This is a genomic window from Akkermansia sp. BCRC 18949 (genome assembly GCF_045011645.1).
GTDB lineage: Bacteria > Verrucomicrobiota > Verrucomicrobiia > Verrucomicrobiales > Akkermansiaceae > Akkermansia > Akkermansia massiliensis.
Map to the genome: position 1 here is coordinate 1,794,852 of NZ_CP123619.1, position 16,511 is coordinate 1,811,362.

At 59.4% G+C, this 16,511-nt stretch carries 16 protein-coding genes; 8 read left to right on the forward strand and 8 right to left on the reverse strand.

Translation table 11 applies throughout. The features are described 5' to 3' along the window. Positions 1-41: 41 nt before the first annotated feature. Positions 42-1,001 (forward strand): hypothetical protein, encoded by a 960-nt coding sequence (locus P8A25_RS07485; RefSeq protein ID WP_215443037.1) that lies wholly within the window; start codon positions 42-44, stop codon positions 999-1,001. On the opposite strand, the gene P8A25_RS07490 is transcribed toward P8A25_RS07485, so the two are convergent. The 4 genes from P8A25_RS07490 to P8A25_RS07505 all read right to left on the reverse strand — a co-directional run bounded on the left by P8A25_RS07490 (position 1,002) and on the right by P8A25_RS07505 (position 5,244). Continuing rightward, entirely contained in the window at positions 1,002-2,357 is a 1,356-nt protein-coding gene (locus P8A25_RS07490; protein WP_102721727.1) for a Gfo/Idh/MocA family oxidoreductase, read from the reverse strand. It lies immediately after the preceding gene. Continuing rightward, entirely contained in the window at positions 2,354-3,235 is an 882-nt protein-coding gene (locus P8A25_RS07495; protein ID WP_180971802.1) for a phosphorylcholine transferase LicD, read from the reverse strand. Before P8A25_RS07495 ends, P8A25_RS07490 begins: the two co-directional genes overlap by 4 nt. A 467-nt stretch (positions 3,236-3,702) precedes the next feature. Continuing rightward, positions 3,703-4,293, reverse strand: a complete 591-nt coding sequence (locus tag P8A25_RS07500; RefSeq protein ID WP_102721729.1) for a tol-pal system YbgF family protein — start codon at positions 4,291-4,293, stop codon at positions 3,703-3,705. 102 nt (positions 4,294-4,395) lie between these two features. Then, entirely contained in the window at positions 4,396-5,244 is an 849-nt protein-coding gene (locus tag P8A25_RS07505) for a hypothetical protein (protein WP_102721730.1), read from the reverse strand. 156 nt (positions 5,245-5,400) lie between these two features. Here P8A25_RS07505 and P8A25_RS07510 point away from each other — a divergent pair, with 156 nt between their 5' ends. From P8A25_RS07510 to P8A25_RS07525, 4 genes are all read left to right on the forward strand, one after another. Further along, the gene (locus tag P8A25_RS07510; RefSeq protein WP_102721731.1) at positions 5,401-6,144 is read left to right on the forward strand and encodes a methyltransferase domain-containing protein; all 744 of its coding nucleotides are present in this window, start codon (positions 5,401-5,403) and stop codon (positions 6,142-6,144) included. 100 nt (positions 6,145-6,244) lie between these two features. After that, on the forward strand, positions 6,245-7,624 hold the full coding sequence (locus tag P8A25_RS07515; protein ID WP_404838619.1) for a UTP--glucose-1-phosphate uridylyltransferase: 1,380 nt from the start codon (positions 6,245-6,247) through the stop codon (positions 7,622-7,624). Continuing rightward, on the forward strand, positions 7,611-8,165 hold the full coding sequence (locus tag P8A25_RS07520) for a hypothetical protein (protein WP_215443038.1): 555 nt from the start codon (positions 7,611-7,613) through the stop codon (positions 8,163-8,165). Before P8A25_RS07515 ends, P8A25_RS07520 begins: the two co-directional genes overlap by 14 nt. After that, positions 8,152-8,514: a peptide chain release factor-like protein gene (locus P8A25_RS07525; protein ID WP_102721734.1), complete on the forward strand. Its 363-nt coding sequence runs from the start codon at positions 8,152-8,154 to the stop codon at positions 8,512-8,514. The genes P8A25_RS07520 and P8A25_RS07525 overlap by 14 nt, the downstream gene beginning before the upstream one ends. Positions 8,515-8,529: 15 nt before the next feature. Here P8A25_RS07525 and coaD read toward each other — a convergent pair whose 3' ends face one another. Continuing rightward, on the reverse strand, positions 8,530-9,039 hold the full coding sequence (gene coaD / locus P8A25_RS07530) for a pantetheine-phosphate adenylyltransferase (protein ID WP_102721836.1): 510 nt from the start codon (positions 9,037-9,039) through the stop codon (positions 8,530-8,532). Positions 9,040-9,232: 193 nt separating this feature from the next. Here coaD and P8A25_RS07535 point away from each other — a divergent pair, with 193 nt between their 5' ends. From P8A25_RS07535 to P8A25_RS07545, 3 genes are all read left to right on the forward strand, one after another. Beyond that, positions 9,233-10,837 (forward strand): DUF4153 domain-containing protein, encoded by a 1,605-nt coding sequence (locus P8A25_RS07535; protein ID WP_215443039.1) that lies wholly within the window; start codon positions 9,233-9,235, stop codon positions 10,835-10,837. 88 nt (positions 10,838-10,925) lie between these two features. After that, positions 10,926-12,101 carry a 1-deoxy-D-xylulose-5-phosphate reductoisomerase gene (locus P8A25_RS07540; RefSeq protein WP_215458349.1) on the forward strand — a complete coding sequence of 392 codons (1,176 nt, stop codon included), beginning with the start codon at positions 10,926-10,928 and terminating at the stop codon, positions 12,099-12,101. Positions 12,102-12,105: 4 nt separating this feature from the next. Further along, a complete protein-coding gene (locus P8A25_RS07545; protein ID WP_215443040.1) occupies positions 12,106-13,329 on the forward strand; it encodes a DUF418 domain-containing protein in 1,224 nt (407 codons plus the stop codon). Between the two features lie 31 nt (positions 13,330-13,360). On the opposite strand, the gene P8A25_RS07550 is transcribed toward P8A25_RS07545, so the two are convergent. The 3 genes from P8A25_RS07550 to thrS all read right to left on the reverse strand — a co-directional run bounded on the left by P8A25_RS07550 (position 13,361) and on the right by thrS (position 16,427). Next, a complete protein-coding gene (locus tag P8A25_RS07550; protein ID WP_251827947.1) occupies positions 13,361-13,780 on the reverse strand; it encodes a GNAT family N-acetyltransferase in 420 nt (139 codons plus the stop codon). Positions 13,781-13,856: 76 nt separating this feature from the next. Continuing rightward, positions 13,857-14,429 carry a translation initiation factor IF-3 gene (gene infC, locus P8A25_RS07555; RefSeq protein ID WP_240454308.1) on the reverse strand — a complete coding sequence of 191 codons (573 nt, stop codon included), beginning with the start codon at positions 14,427-14,429 and terminating at the stop codon, positions 13,857-13,859. A gap of 105 nt (positions 14,430-14,534) precedes the next feature. Further along, positions 14,535-16,427, reverse strand: coding sequence for a threonine--tRNA ligase (gene thrS / locus P8A25_RS07560; RefSeq protein WP_215443041.1), 1,893 nt, complete (start codon positions 16,425-16,427; stop codon positions 14,535-14,537). Positions 16,428-16,511: the final 84 nt, after the last annotated feature.

Here is a 16,511-nt window from a genome sequence, read left to right on the forward strand (position 1 = left end):
ACCCTTTTCCCAAACGCCGCTTTTACCTTACTCCTCCTACTATGCTGACAATTCCTCACGAAATTATTTCCTCCCTCAATATCTCTCCTCGGCAGGCACTCCAATGGGTAAAAGAGTCCTTCCGTATCAAGGATGAAGAATCTGTCTTCCTTCCCCATAAAATAAGCATCGCCTTTGAAGAAGGAAAATTCATGAATACGATGCCCTGCATCGTCCCCGGCCTGAACGCCATGGGGGTAAAAATTGTAACACGTTATCCGGAACGTACCAAAACCATTAATGGGGAAATACTCCTTTATGATTATCATACCGGAGAGCTTCTGGCTCTTATGGACGCCTTTTGGGTCACGAACGCCCGTACCGGAGCAGTGGCCGCCCTCGCCCTTCAAACATTCGCCAGACAGGATTTCCAGACAATTTCCCTGATGGGGTTGGGAAATACGGCCCGCGCCACCATGGCATGTATTCTGGCATTATATCCTGAGAAAAACTTTACGGTGCGTCTTCTTTCCTACAAAACGCATGTTTCCCAATTCATTGAAGAATTCCAATGCCATAGCAACGTCCGTTTTGAAGAAGTGGAAAACATCCATAGTCTCATTGATGGAACAGACGCCGTTATTTCCTGCATTACTAATGCGGAGGGCCTCCTTGCCGAAAATAGCTGTTTCAAACCAGGCATTACTGTTATCCCCGTACATACAAAGGGGTTCCAGAATTGTGATTTGTTTTTCGACAAGGTATTTGCCGATGATCGTGACCATGTTAAGAATTTCCGGCACTTTGAGTGCTTTCGTCAATTTGGGGAAATAGCTCCGGTGCTGGCCGGAAAAGCAGCGGGAAGAACTTCCCCGGAAGAACGCATCCTCAGCTATAATATCGGGCTGGGACTCCACGATATCGTCTTCGCCAAGCACATTTATGACCGCCTGATCAATATTGAGGAGCAGAAGGAAAAATCCCCCTCCTTTCACTTCCGGCAAACGGCATGCCTGCCCTGATCAGCTGATTTCATCAACATATTCCCCTCGCCTGAAGCGGGAAGTAACGTCAGCCATGAAGATGGAATCCCCACGGGTCAAAAGACGGTTGTCATGAAGACAGCCGTGAATCAGGCGCAAAAACGCGGCCAGCTCATAGCGAAGGCCGTCGCCCTCAAACCTGATAAAATATTTCCTGTTCTGCCGGGGGTCTTCAAAACGCACCTCAAACATCTCCGTCTTCCACCACGGGGAGGGCACGTAAATATAGCCGCGCGTTCCCGTGACGCACAGGTCCCCCTCCCGCTTGGCTCCGATGGCGACCGTAGCGGAGGCTGCCGCATTGGGATAAAGGAAATCCGCCCGCGTAAAAAGGTCCACGCCCGTTTCCGGCTTCCTGCAAGTCGTGAAGCGGATGCGGCGGCTTTCCGTCCCCAGCAGCTTTCCGATGACGAAAACGGGATAAGCCCCCAGCTCCGTCCACGCCCCCCCGGCCTGCATGGGATCGAACTCCCTGCTTGAATCATCCTCAATCAATTTGGTGAACGCGGCGTCCACCGCCTTGATGGAACCGATAACTCCGCTTTCCGCCACGCCTATCAACTGCTGGAAAGCCGGGAAAAAAGCCGTTTTCAGCGCTTCCAGTAAAACGCATCCCCTCTCCGCGGCCAGCAGGAACAGCTCTTCCACCTCTTCCCGGGAAAGGGCAAGCGGCTTTTCGCACAGCACATGCTTTCCTTTCAGGAGGGCTCTTTTGACCAGTTCATAATGCAGATGATGCGGAACGGCCACGTAAACGGCATGGACCTTGTCCAGGAACCGTTCATACTCCGTGTAATATTCCAGCAGTTCATACGATTCCGCAAACCGGCGCACCTTCTCCTCGTCGCGTCCGTAAACGGCCGTTATTTCAATGCCGCTGACGTACTTGGACTCCTGGAGAAAACGGCCCGCTATGCGCCCGTGGCCGGCAATTCCCATGTGGACAATGAAATTCCGGGCGGAACGGAGGTCGGTTGAAGAAACGCCCTTCGTGCGCTCCAGGTAAACCACCTCGCAATGTTCGCGCAGATAATCGAACTTGCCCGTCCAGTCGGAACCGATCACGAAAATATCCGCCCCATACTTCTGGATGTCGTGCAGCTTCTGCCCTTCCAGCTCCTCCGTGATAATAAGGTCCGCCAATCCGGTCTTCCGGACATTTTCCACGCGTTCCTCCAGGCTTTCCAGCACATTCAGCTTGCCCCGGCTCTGGTCGTAGCTGTCTGTGGTCACGCCGACGATGAGGCGGTCCCCCAGCGCCCGGGCTCTTTTCAGAAGATTGACGTGCCCCGTATGAAGCAGGTCGAAAGTGCCGTAGGTGATAACCGTTTTCATGACTGGGACATGTCAATCTGCTTTCCGTAGACGTCAATGAAACGGTTCACCGCCGTCTCAAAGGGGACATGTTCCATCATGTGCTTTACGGAAGGGTGCTTGAACTGGATGCGGTCTGGATAGGACAGGTAATCGCCATAAAAAAATTGCAGGTACTGGCGCGCATGGTTGGGCACGGAGAATTTCATCCCCTCAAACTCCATGGATCCCAGGGGAAAGAACGTCTCATAGGGCAGATGAGTGTTTTTCGTAAATGTGATGGCTGGGGAAAGGAAAATTCCGGGGGTGTCCTCCTCCGCCGCCGGGTCCTTGCCTTCCAGAATCTCCCGGCGGATTTTCTGCTGGATCTGGTCATCGGTCATGTTCATCCGGCCATCCACCAGAACCACGTCTTTTTTAAACGCAGTAAGCCGCCTGTCCAGGCTGCCGTGCTGTTCCGGGGACACGAGGCTTTCCGAATAAAAATGATAAGGGTATACGTCAATGTTGAGAGGAGTGCCCTCATACCCTATTTGCAGGAAGGCATGCCTTTTCCAGGTAAAACCTTCCTCCCGCGGAAAGAGGGAGGGCAGCAGTTCCAGAAGGCGGTCGTACTCCGGCCTCATCATGCTTGCGTCCAGATCATCGTCCCACGGAATAAAGCCCCTGTGCCGCACCGCGCCCAGCAACGTTCCGTAATCCAGCCAGTACCGGAGGCCGTTTTCCCGGCACTTCCGCGCAAAAAGAGCCAGCAAAACGGTATTGCCTTCCTGAAGCAGCCTCAGTTTGCCCGTAGCCGGAGGAACCTGGGAAACGGGATGGTTGTAAATGAGAAGATTGCGGATATCTTCCAGCTTTGACGCCAAAGATTCGTTTCTTCTTCTCCTGAAACCATTCATAAACCGATTGATGATTTTCCGCCCATAATAAGGGAGCTTACAGAGAACCATATATTTTATATGGTTTAATTCCATCATATTCAATCAGTTTTAAAAAATTCAAACCATCTGCCGAAATCGAACGGCCTTTAATCATTGAAGAGGAATCAGTATAATGCAACCTTTCAGCTATGCAACGTTTATTATATTGATTTTCATCAATAAAAAGCTTCTTTCACTCTGGCTAGAAGCTTGAAAATACAACTTTTACCTGAAAAGAAAAAAAGAGGGAAGCTTTCCTGAAATTCTTTTTTCCTTTTTCTGGAACGCATTAAAAAATACTGGAGCAACCGCTCCGTGAAAAATAACAGGCCGCATGAACAAAGACACTCCGCCAGCCGGGAAAAACCATGCGCTGCCGGTCAGCTACACAGCCCTAACCAGGCAAACTTTCCATAGCAAATGCCGCTACTTCAGTACGGGGTTATTTACAGCTTGTCCAGGGCGGAACGGCCGTAAGCCGTGTTGGGATACCTGTCCGCGGCTTCCTCCCAGTATTTCCGGGCCTTGTCCGGATTGTTGAGCTGGGAATCGTAAATCACTCCTATCTTGTACAGGAACAGGGCCCGGTCCTCCTTGCGCCATCTTCTGGATTCCAGGCCTTCCTGAAGGACTTCAACGGAATCCGCATACCGGCGCATATCGTTCAGCAGGCTGGATTCCATGAGCCAGGAACGCACCAGCCCCGAATTTTCCTTCCGGTAGCGTTCCAGCAGTTCCAGGGCTCCCTGCGGATCCCCGGAATTCAGCATGCGCCGGGCGGCGTCCACCAGCACTTCCTCATCCGTGGTGATGTTGGAGGAATACAGCGTCTTGGTCACCAGATCGCCCATCACGGGCAGCAGGTACTTGACCACGAGCCACACTTCAAAGGCAATCACCGGAATCAGGACGACCAGGGATTGCAGCGGGGAAAGGGGAATAGCCTGCGCCAGGAACGCAAAGAGGCCCAGGGGAAGCAGCACCAGCAGCAGCCGTATAAACGTGCGCCGGGCCAGCAGCAGAATCATTTTCAACATGACGGGATTGTTCAAGGGAGTTAGAGGCCGTCCGGGCGGCTCCGGAGAAAAAGGAACGCCTCCGCGGCCCCGCCCGGAGGAAAGGGCCGCGGAGGCTTCCGTTTAAAAGCGGTAAACGGCTTCCACGCCCACGCGGATGCGGAAGTCCTCAATCGTGCTCATGCCGGTGTAGCGGCGGATTTCGGAACGGGTGTTTCCGGCCCAGTCCAGCTGGATGAAGGGAATGACGCGGAACCCGCGGCTGGCATCCACGCCCGTTACGCGCACGGGAGCCGCCAGCTTGATGTTCACCTGGTCAAATCCGGCCACGCCGGAGCCCCAGTAGCTGGAAGAATAGCCGGTTCCGGCGCTCAATTCCAGGTCCACCTTCTCATGAATCAGGCCGCTCCAGCGCTTGCCCGCGTTCAGGTCGATACGCCAGCCAATCATGCCGTAAAAGCCGTACTGCACGTCCAGGGAGCCAAAATAGCCGTGGCCCGGATCGTCATACGCCAGGCCTGCCGTCACGGACTGAGCCACGGAATGGGGGGCCTTCCCCATGTACTTGCTCAAATAGCCCGGCAGGCCGCCGTAATTGAATTCGTACCCCCCCCGGAAAGACAGGTTGGGGAACAGCTCCTTGACGGCCTTCCAGTTGGCGTCAAAGGCATCCTTGTCGCTCAGCAGGCCGTCGCAGAAGGCCATGTATTCCGCGCCGATTTCCTGCTTCCAGTCCCGGGCCAGGTTGAGATTCAGCTCACCGCCGATGTTGAACACGCCGCTGCGGTTCAGCAGGGAGGATGCCACCACGTCCTTGTAGGCATACCGGGAATCATAACCGATGTGGGCCGCGCCGCTGACCGTATCATTGTAGGAACTTGCGGGACGGGGGTCATAACCATATCCGTCATAGGCGCCGGCGGAAACCGCGGCCAGGGCTGAGGCCGCCATGAACAGGGCTGTTGCTTTCATAGTAAGCTTATCTTAATCATTTCAACCCCGCCAACGCAAGCAGAATCCCGGAACGGCACGGAGAAACGGACCTTGGCGGCAGCAGCGGGAAAATCCCTTGAAAAAAGACAGGGTCTTTCTTGTAAAGAATCCCTTTCCTCCTATGATGGGGCAGTGATGGACTGGAACGCTGATTTGTACGAAAACAAGCATGATTTTGTCGCGGAATATGGCAGGGACCTGCTCTCCCACGTGCCGGAAAACCCCGGCCAGGCCATTCTGGACCTGGGCTGCGGAACCGGCACGCTGACGCACGCCCTGCTGGAAAAATCGACCTCCGTCGTCGGGCTGGACGCCTCCCCGGAAATGATTGGAAAGGCACGGCAGCTTTATCCCGGCATGGACTTCCGCGTGCTGGACGCCTGCCTCATGCCCTGGAACAACTGGTTTGACGTCATTTTTTCCAATGCCGCCTTCCATTGGATACCGGACCACGGGGCTCTTTTGAAAGCCGTCTCCCGCGTCCTGAAACCGCAGGGAAAACTGATCTGCGAATTTGGGGGCCACCGCAACATCCTCCGCATCAGGGAGGCCTTCCGGCCCAGCCTGGAGCGGATGAACCTCCCGTACAAGACACGTTTTTACTTCCCCACCGTGGAAGAATACCGCAGCATGCTGGAACAGGCAGGACTGCGCCCGGAAGTGGTGATGGACTTTGACCGCCCCACGCCGCTGAAGGACGGGCCGGACGGCTTGCGCAACTGGGCGCGCCAGTTCTTCTGGGCGGACCTGAAGTGCCTCCACGAAAAACGGCGCGTCCGGATTTTCGAGGAAATGGAAAAGGCCCTGCGGGACGAGCTGTGGGACGGCACCCAATGGGTGGCGGACTACCGGCGCATCCGGGTGATCGCTTCCAAATAAGCCGAAGGCCCCCACAGGGGAAAAGGCGCGCGGGCGTGCCGGATACGCTGATAATGCTTGAGCCTCCAACGGGCATTTTGTACAAAAGCCGCCAATGAGTATGTTCACTCCTTTTGAAGAAAAGATGGAGTCCGCCGGCGTTCCGGCCGCAGCCGTCAAAGCTTTCTCCCGCTGTTACGAAGCTCTCGTCTCCAACCACTCCGGCATGATTCCGGAAACGGACATCCAGCCCGCCGACCAGGTGGTGGACTGGCAGGACATCACGGCCTCCACCCCCGCGGCGGACAAGGGCCTGATCTCCCAGTGCGTGTGCATCAAGCTCAACGGCGGCCTCGGCACGAGCATGGGCCTCCAGAAGGCGAAAAGCCTGCTGAAGGTAAAGGGTGAAGACACGTTCCTGGACTTGATCGTCCGGCAGGTGAAGCACCTGCGCTCCATCTCCGGCACGCCCGTGCGCCTTCTGCTGATGAACTCCTTCTCCACCAGCGCGGATACGCTGGCCTACCTGGAAAAATACGCGTCTGACGGCTTTGCGGACCCCGCCCAGGTGGAGCTGATGCAGAACCGCGTTCCCAAAATCCTGGTGGACGGGCTCGCCCCGGCCAGTTGCCCGGAACAGCCGGAACTGGAATGGTGCCCGCCCGGCCACGGTGACCTGTACCCGGCCCTGCTGGGTTCCGGCTGGCTGGACCGCCTGCTGGCGGACGGCGTCAAATACGCCTTCGTCTCCAACTCCGACAATCTGGGCGCACAGCTTGACATGAACTTCCTGCGCTGGTTTGCGGAGAGCGGCGCCCCCTTCGTCATGGAAGTCACCCGCCGCACGGAGGCGGACAAGAAAGGCGGCCACCTGGCCGTCAGGAAGGCGGACGGCCACTTGATCCTGCGGGAAGTTGCCCAGTGCCCGGATGCGGACATTCCCGAATCCCAGAACATCTCCAAGCACCGCTATTTCAATACCAACACGCTCTGGATACGCCTGGACGCCCTCAAGGAAATCCTGGACGCCAACGGCGGCGTGCTCCCTCTGCCCATGATCCGGAACAGCAAGACGCTCAACCCCCGCGACCCGGAATCCGCCCCGGTGTACCAGCTGGAAACGGCCATGGGCGCGGGCATCGAGTGCTTTCCCGGCGCAAGGGCCGTCAACGTTCCGCGTTCCCGGTTCTTCCCCGTCAAGACCACGTCCGACCTGCTCCTGCTGCGTTCGGACGCCATCGCCGTGGATGAAGACGGCAAGGTGGCCCTGGCTCCGGAACGGGAAGGAAAAACTCCCGTTGTGGACCTGGACTCCAAGCTGTACAAGCTGGTGGACTCCCTGGACAGCCTGGGCCTGCCTTCCCTGATCGGGCTGGACAAGCTGACCCTGCGCGGCCGCTTCCACTTCCAGGACGGAGCCGTTCTCCAGGGCACGCTGCTGATGGAAAACGATTCCGAAGAAACGAAGGAAATCCTCCCGGGCGTTTATGCCGGAGCCTGAACTCCATTCTTCCGCCTCCGCCCCCAGCCCGGTCAAAGCCGGGCTGGGCGTGGAGGACATCCGGCACATTCCCGCCCGGGAAAGGGAGCTGCGCTTCACCCGCAACCGCGCGGGCTCCGTCCTGCTGGCGGCGGGATTCCTGCTGATCGCCATCGCCGCCTTCCTCCAGCTCACGGGTTACGATACGATCACCCCGTACCTGCCCGCCCCCCTGTGGGCCATGCAGGCTGCGGCGCTTGTTCCCTCCCTCCTCTGCCTGATTGCGGGGAGCCGCTGCCTGAAGCACGCGGCCGTCATCGTCACCCCGGTAGGTGTGGAAATCCTGCCCTTCCTGCGGGCGCGCCGCGCCATGCAATGGTGCTTCTGGCAGCAGATACGTTCTGCGGACCGGAAAGGCGGACGCCTGGACCTCCGCCTGACGGACGGCTCAACCGTCGCGGTCAGCCTGCGCTCCATGACAGCCGCCAGCCGGGAAATGCTGGTCCATGCGGTCCGGCAGCGCGTCAACACCCTGCAATGCTCCGGTTATGGTAAGGCCTGAAAAACTGGCCGCTCTCCAGGAGCGGATGGAAGCCCTGGGCATCCGTGAACAGGATCTGGAGGAAAGCTTTGTCCGCGGAAGCGGGCGCGGCGGCCAGAAGGTGAATAAAACCAACAACTGCGTTTATCTCAAGCACATCCCCACGGGAATCGCCGTCAAATGCCACGTGGACAGGTCCCGCGAGCTCAACCGCTTTCTGGCGCGCAGGGAACTGTGCGACGCGGTGGAACAAATGCAAACGGGCCGATGCGCCGCGAGAGCCCGCGTCATCCAGCGCATGCGCCGGCAGAGGGACCGTAGAAGACGCAGGCGTTCCAGTCCTCCGGCTCCCTCTCCGGACAACGAATAACGGCTCCAAAAGCCGCTAGGAACGCGGGAAAACCTCCCGGTACTTCTCCTTCAGCATGGCGAATACATTGTGGGGGACATAGCGGCTCACCTGGCTTTCCCAGCCTTCCGGGCCAATCAGCCCCTTGATCATGCTGGAGGACAGTTCCGCCGTATCCCGCGGAGGCATCAGGAACACCGTGCAGACCTTGGGAGCCATGTCCGCATTAATATGGCGCATCACGCGTTCATATTCATAATCCTGCGTGGAACGGATGCCGCGCAGCATGAACGTGGCCCCGTGTTCGTTGGCAAAATCCACCAGAAAGCGGTTGTGGAACTCGGCAATGCGCACGTCCGGCATGTCGGAAAGCGCCACCCGCAGCATGGTCATGCGTTCCTCATGGGAAAACGTGTAGTGCTTGTCCGGATTGTCGCCTATGGCCACAATCAGCTCATCAAACATCCTCGCCCCCTGCTTGATCATCCATAAGTGACCATTGGTCAGAGGGTCAAAACTACCGGCATACACGGCGATGCGCTTCATTCGTGCCATGCTATACGCCCTCCTGCGGAAAATACAATCCTTTTCCATGCGGCGGACCCGCCCTCTCCGTTCAGGCCCGCTCTTTTCCGGACATCCCTGCTTGACACTCCTGCAATAACGGCTAAACATTAACGGACAGCGCCTCACTCCCCGCGTGCGGGCGGCTGTTCCGCAACTATCCGACCTTTCTCCCATGACAGAACCTTCCTCTTCCTTTCCGGAGCGTCCATCCCTTCCGCCTTCCTGCCCCACCTCCGTCCGCAGAGATCCGCAGTCCCTGCTTTCCCCTTCCTGGTGGAGGCATGGGCACATCCCGCTGCTTGTCCTGATTGCCAGCGGCTTTGCCGCGGATTTCATGTTCGGTACATTGGAGGGCCTGGGCATCGGCACTGCGCTGGGCCTTCTGCTGTACACGGCGGCCTTTCTGGCACTGAGAACGGACCTCAGCCGGAAGGAGCAGGTGTTCCTCGTTTTCATGGCCGTGCTGAACGCTGCTGCGGCAGGCGCCAACCTGACTTCCTTTACCCAGTTCAATCTGCTCATCGGCGTGGGGCTTCCCGTGGTGATAACGTTCCTGCCGCGGAAAGAGGGCAACAGCTTTGACCCTGCCAAACGGTACGTCACCTGGTGGGGCTATAAATTTTTCCGGATGACCCAGGCAAAAGAGGCGGCCGCAAACGTCCTGGGGAAAATTCCGCTTGCAGGCAGCGTCGCCATCGGAGTCATTCTGTTCCTGGTCTTCCTGTCCATCTTTGCGGACGGGAACCCTGTGGTCGCCGCTGTCAGAACAGCCATGAACAAATGGTTCTGGAGCTATTGCTCCTGGCTGGTTCCGGATATGGGAACGGTAGCGGACATCCTCCTGTGGTGCCTGGGAGCCCTGGCATTCGGCATTGCAGCCATGCCGCGCTCCCGCTCTTCCTTCCCGGAACAACACCCCGTGCGTCCGGGCAGCCCCTGGCTCCCGCACCTCCCCGCCGTTTCCCTGCTGTTCATCAACCTGGCCTTTCTGGTCAACAACGGCACGGACGTGGCGTTTTTATGGCGGGGGAGCGTTCCTGACGGCATCTCCCAGACCGCCTATCTGCACGACGGGGCGGACTCCATCATGCTGGCGGCCTTTCTTTCCGCCCTGGTGCTGCTGGTCCTGTTCCGTCCGGAAGGCTCCGTGCGGGCGTCAAAAACGGGAATCGTCCTGGGCTTCATCCTGGCGGCGCAGACGGGGCTGCTCGCCGCCAGCGTGGGCATGAGGCTGTATTTCCAGATAAAAGATTTCGGCTTCTCTCCCAACCGCGTCACGGCCGGCATCTATTTGCTGATGGGAGCCTGCTTCCTGTACCTTCTCTTCCGCTACATGGCCGGTCATGGAAACTGGCTGCGTTATGGAAAACTCTGCGGCGCCACAGCCCTTGTTTTCCTGGCCCTGACCGGGCTCCGCAGTCCGTCCCAACTGAGCGGCGACCTGAACCTGATGACGATGGACAGACAGCCGGACTGGTATTTCAGCGATGGAGACCTGCCGCGCTTTGAACTCCGGGACAACATCCCCTTCGCCATGGCCGTCTACCGCCGGCTGGGAGGGGATACGGAAGCCGGAGCCAACGTTTACGCCATGACCCGGGAAGCCCTCCATGCCGAAAGCCGCATTTGGAACTGGCGTTCCCGCAACCTGCGGAAATGGAGACGGGACCGGCAGAGGATGCAGTTCCGGCAGCTTCCCGAACCCACGGCACAAGCCACCTACGGCACGGATGCGTGGCGTCCTTCCTCCCGGCCCACCGGAATGAGGCCGAACTGACGGAGGGGCCGGTTCCTGCGGCGCGGGGAAGATTTTCATCTCCCCGGCTTGTCAAGGAGCCGTATTTTTTGCATCATGCTTCTCCGTTATGCAGAAACGACGCGTCGTCATCCTGGGTTCCACCGGTTCCATCGGAACCAGCGCCCTGAAAGTCGCCCGGGACATTCCGGACAGAATGGAAATCGTGGGGCTGGCCGCCGGAACCAGCGTGGAGGCGCTGGCCCGCCAGGCGAGCGAATTCAACGTCCGCAACGTATGCATTTTTGACCCGTCCGGGGAGGACAAGCTGGCGCGCGCCCTTCCCGGCGCCCAGGTGGAAACGGGCGAGGAAGGCCTGTGCCGCCTGGCGCGGCTTCCGGAGGCGGACATGGTGCTGATCTCCATCGTGGGGACTGCCGGCCTCAAGCCCGCACTGGCCGCCATTGAAGCAGGCAAGGACCTCGCCATCGCCAGCAAGGAAATTCTGGTCATGGCCGGCCAGATTGTCATGGAAAAGGCGCGCCAAGCAGGTGTGCAGGTGCTTCCGGTGGACAGCGAACATAACGCCATCTTCCAGTGCCTGAACGGCAGCCACGGCGGACCGGATGCCGTTTCCCGCCTGATTCTGACGGCGTCCGGCGGCCCCTTCCGCACCTGGAAGAAGGAAGACCTGGAGCACGTCACGCTGGAACAGGCCCTCAAGCACCCCACCTGGAGCATGGGCCGGAAAATCACCATAGACTCCGCCACCCTGTTCAACAAGGGGCTGGAAATGATTGAGGCCCGCTGGCTGTTTGATGTTCCCATGGAAAAGGTGGACGTCATCGTTCACCCGCAGAGCATCGTGCATTCCATGGTGGAATACCGGGACGGCACGGTGCTGGCCCAGATGAGCAGCTCGGACATGTGCTTCCCCATCCAGTACGCCGTCACGTGGCCGGACCGCGTTCCCAACTCCCTCAGGCAGCTCAACTTTGCGGAGATAGGCCAGCTGGTGTTTGAGGCGCCCCGTCCGGACGCCTTCCCCGCCCTGGACCTGGCGCGCAGGGCCGGCGCCAGCAGCAGCACCCTGGCCGCCGTCTACAACGCCGCCAATGAAGTGGCGGTGGACGCCTTCATTCAGGGAAAACTCACCTTCCCCGGCATCTGGAGACTGGTGGAAGCCGTCATGAACGACCATTCCCCGGCAGATCCCCGCGGAGAGCTGGCCCCCATCCTGGAAGCGGACCAGTGGGCCAGGCGGCGCGCGGCGGAACTGATTCCTTCCCTTTCCCGCCCTTCCTGACGCCATGACCGCCCGGATTCCCGCCGGAGCGCCCCCCCGGGCGGCGCGCATCACCATCCTGGACATCCTCCGGGCGCTGGCCCTGCTGGGCATCGTCATCGTCCACGCGCACGACCACTTCAACCTGTACCTCCCCATGCCCCCTGCGGAGGGATGGCAGGCCGCGGCCAACAGCGCGGCGGACTGGGCCTACGAACACCTTTTCGTCAGCAAATCCTTCCTTCTCTTCTCCTTCCTGTTTGGCCTCAGCTTCTTCATCCAGCTGGACAGGCAGGAACAGAAAGGCATCGACTTCCGGAAGCGCTTCATGTGGCGGCTGGCGCTCCTGTTCCTGCTTGGGCTGGCGCACACCCTTTTTTATGACGGGGACATCCTCACCATCTTCGGCGTGCTGGGTTTTGCCCTGGTGGCCCTGTACAAACGCGGCACGCCTCTTCTCGTCATCCTCTGCCTGCTGTGCCTGATGCAGCCCGTCGCCTTCATGGACACGCTGTCCCGCGCCGGACTGGCGGACCTGTGGCCGCATTCCTCCGGCTGGTTCCACCCGGCCTCCCCGGCGGCAGGCCCTTCGCGTGAATTCCTGTACGCCCACGGCAGCTGGGAGGAAGCGGCCCTGTGGAACCTGACGCAGGGCCAGGCGGGCAAATGGCAGTTCTTCCTGCTCAGCGGCCGCATCTGGCAGACGCTGGGCCTCTTCATCCTGGGCATGCTGGCGGGGAGATGGCAGGTCTTTGTGGACGCTCCGAACAAGCGCCGCCTGTTTCTGCGGATGCTTGGAATCTCCGGAACCCTGTTTCTGGCTCTGCTGGCGGCGCGCCTGCTCCTCACCTCCCGGCTGGACTCCGCGCTGGGAACGGACGCTGGACACCTTCTGCACCAATGGGAAAACCTCGCCTATACCGCGGCCTTCGTCTCCGCCGCCGTCCTGCTGTTCACCCATCCCGGCCTTCCCCTGCCATCCAGGCTGCTCAGCAGCGCCGGAAAATGCACGCTGACGTGCTACGTCTCCCAAACGCTGGTGTTCACCTTCCTGTTCTTCGGGTGGGGCCTGGGGCTGGCGCAAGGCATGGGGCCGTGGGCGTGCCTCTGTGCGGCGGTAGCCGTCTTCCTGCTTCAAGCCTGGGCGTGCCGCCTCTGGCTAGCCCTCTTCCTGTACGGCCCCCTGGAATGGCTGTGGCGCACCGCCACCATGTGCCGCATGCAGCCGTTCCGCAAGCGCATGCCATAGGAAGGACGGCCCTTCTTCCTCCCTGCGTCTGTTAAAGCCCGGTTTCCCCGGAAGAAGGAGGAATGAAGCGCATGGCCTCCTGCGTCCGGTCCGTGATAAAGCCGTTCCTTTCGTAAAAAGGCACTCCTTCGCGGTAGGAGGTGAGCACCACGTTCAAATACCCGGCATAGCGCCTTTTGCACAGCTCCAGCAGGCGGGAACCGACGCCGCACCCCTGGTACAGCGGATGCACCAGCAGGTAATGGACATACGCCGTCATGGTTCCGTCATCCATGGCGGCGATCAGTCCCGCCAGCCTGCCGCCGTCCCAGGCGGAAAACACGGCCCCGTAATGGAGCAATGCTTTCGCCAGGCGTTCCGGATGCCGCCCGGATTCCCATTGGACGGAAAGGAACAATTCCTCCAGCGCCGCCGGGGAAAATTCTTTGGTGTCAGTGTAGGAAAGAACCATGGAAAAAGGCATTTGTCCGTAAAAAAGGCTTTCCGCCCTACAGGGCGGAAAGCCTGAAAAAAGAGGGAAAAGCGCTTCACTCGTCGTCTTCCGCGTCAAAGGCGGAATCTTCCGAATCAAAGTCCTCATCCAGGTGGGCAGTGAATTTCTTCACGCGCTGCTGGACGGGAAGCGGAGAGAGCACCATGTGCATGGTGTTGCCGGCCAGGCGGGGAGCCTGGTCCACCTGCGCCATGGTCTTCAAGTCCGCAATGACCTTGTTGAACATGTCATAGCCAAGTTCCTGGTGGGCGTTCTCACGGCCGCGGAAGCGGAGCTGGAAACGGACCTTGTGGCCATGGTCCAGGAAGCTTTCCGCACGGGCCAGCTTCACGTTGTAGTCGTTCGTGTCCGTCCCGATGCGGAGCTTGACTTCCTTAAGCTTGATCGTGCGGCTCTTGTTGTTTTTCTGGAGCTTGGACTGCTGGTACTTGTACCGTCCATAGTCCACCACGCGGCACACGGGCGGATCGGCATTGCCCGCCACTTCCACCAGGTCCAGGCCCAGGGCCTTGGCCTTTTCCAGCGCGTCGCGCGTATTCATGACGCCGAGCTGGTCGCCGTTGGCAGTCACCACGCGCACGCGGGGGGCGCGGATGCGTTCATTCACACGGGTTTGATCACCGCGCTCACGGCGGCGATTACCATCATTATTCTTCGTTGGCTTGATTGGCACGTCCGGATACTACTAAACTAAATAAAATAACTTGGCAACTCAAATCATGGGGGAAATATGACGCTCCGCAATTTCCCTGACCACAACGTCCGCAAACTGTTCAAAGGGCATCGCCCCCAGGTCTCCCTTGTCCCGGTGGCGGACGGAAACGGTGCCTTCCTCCGCCTCACGCTGGCCGAGCACCAGCATGTAGGGAACGCGGTCCAGGCGGGCGTTGCGGATCTTCGCGCCGATCTTGTCCGGCGTTTCATCCACCGTCACGCGCACTCCCCTGGCGGCCAGGGCGGCGCGGTGCGCGGCGGCCACGTCCATCACCTTGTCGGAGATGGGGAGCACGCGCACCTGTTCCGGTGAAAGCCAGGTGGGGAATTTCCCTTCAAAATGCTCAATCAGCAGGCCCGTGAAACGCTCCATGGAACCGAACGGCGCGCGGTGCACCATCACGGGGCGGTGCGGCTTGTTGTCCGCTCCGGTGTAATGTAGGTCAAAGCGTTCCGGCAGGTTGTAGTCCACCTGCACGGTGCCCAGCTGCCATTCGCGCCCGATGGCGTCGCGCACGATGAAGTCGATCTTGGGGCCGTAAAAGGCGGCTTCCCCGGCTTCCTCGCTGTAATCCGCACCCAGCCATTCCGCGGCTTCCCGCAGGGCCTGTTCCGCCTTGTCCCAGTTTTCCGGAGAGCCCACGTACTTGTCGCTTTCCGGGTCGCGCATGGAAAGGCGCACGCGGTAGTCCGTCATGCCCAGCGTGCCGAAGATGGTCTTCACGATGCCGAGGCACTGGCGGATTTCCCCGGCAAGCTGGTCAGGCGTGCAGAAAATGTGGGCGTCGTCCTGCGTAAAGCCGCGCACGCGGGTCATGCCGCCCAGCTCACCGCTCTGTTCCCAGCGGTACACGGTTCCGAATTCCGCCAGCCTCACGGGCAGGTCCCGGTAGGAATGGGCGTCATTCGCGTAAATCTTGATGTGGTGCGGGCAGTTCATCGGCTTGAGCATGTAGCCCTCAATGGTGCCGTCAGCCAGCCCGTTGAACAGTTCCGCGCAGGAAGCTCCTTCCTGGCTCAGCTTTTCCATGGCGTCCCGTTCCGGGATGGGCGCGTACTGGCTTTCCTGGTAATACGGGAAGTGGCCGGACGTGCGGTACAGGTCCAGCTTGCCGATGTTGGGGGTGTACACCTGGGAATAGCCCAGCTTGTCCAGCTCCTGCGTGATGAAATCCTGAAGGGAGCGGCGGATGAGGGCTCCCTTGGGCTTCCAGAGGATCAGGCCCTGGCCCACGGCCTCGTCAATGCAGAAGAGCCCCAGTTCACGGCCCAGCTTGCGGTGGTCGCGGCGGCGCGCTTCCTCCAGCCGTTCCAGGTGCTCGTCAAGCTGGGTGCGGTTCGGGAAGCAGGTGCCGTAAATGCGCTGGAGCATGGGACGGTTCTTGTCCCCCTTGTAGAAGGCGCTCGCCACGCTCATGACCTTGAACGCCTTGCAGTTCCCCGTGCGGCCCACGTGGGGGCCGGCGCACAGGTCCGTAAAATCTCCGTTGCGGTACAGGGAAATCTCCTCGTCTTCCGGAATGTCGTTCAGCAGGTCAATTTTAAACTGGGAAGGCGTATTGCGCGGCCCAAGGGCGCCCAATTCCCCGGATTCCGCCATCTTCATGGCCTCCGCGCGGGAAATAACTTCCTTCTGGAAAGGCTGGTTTTCCTTCACCACCTTCTTCATCTCCTCCTCAATGCGCTCAAAATCCTCTGTGCTGATGCGGTGGTCCAGCTCCACGTCGTAATAAAAACCGTTATCCACGGCAGGGCCGCCAGCCAGCTGGGCGTCCGGCCAGAGGCGGCAAATGGCCGTAGCCAGAACGTGCGCGCAGGAGTGGCGCAGCCGTTCCAGATCAGACATCTGATGGCGTTCTTCAAGAGTCTTTCTTTCCTTGTGTTCGGACATACGCGCATTAGTTAACCTCCCCCAGGCACTGTTGGCAAATGCAAAAAACCCTCCTCTCCAAAAATTCAAGGCATGAACGCCGCG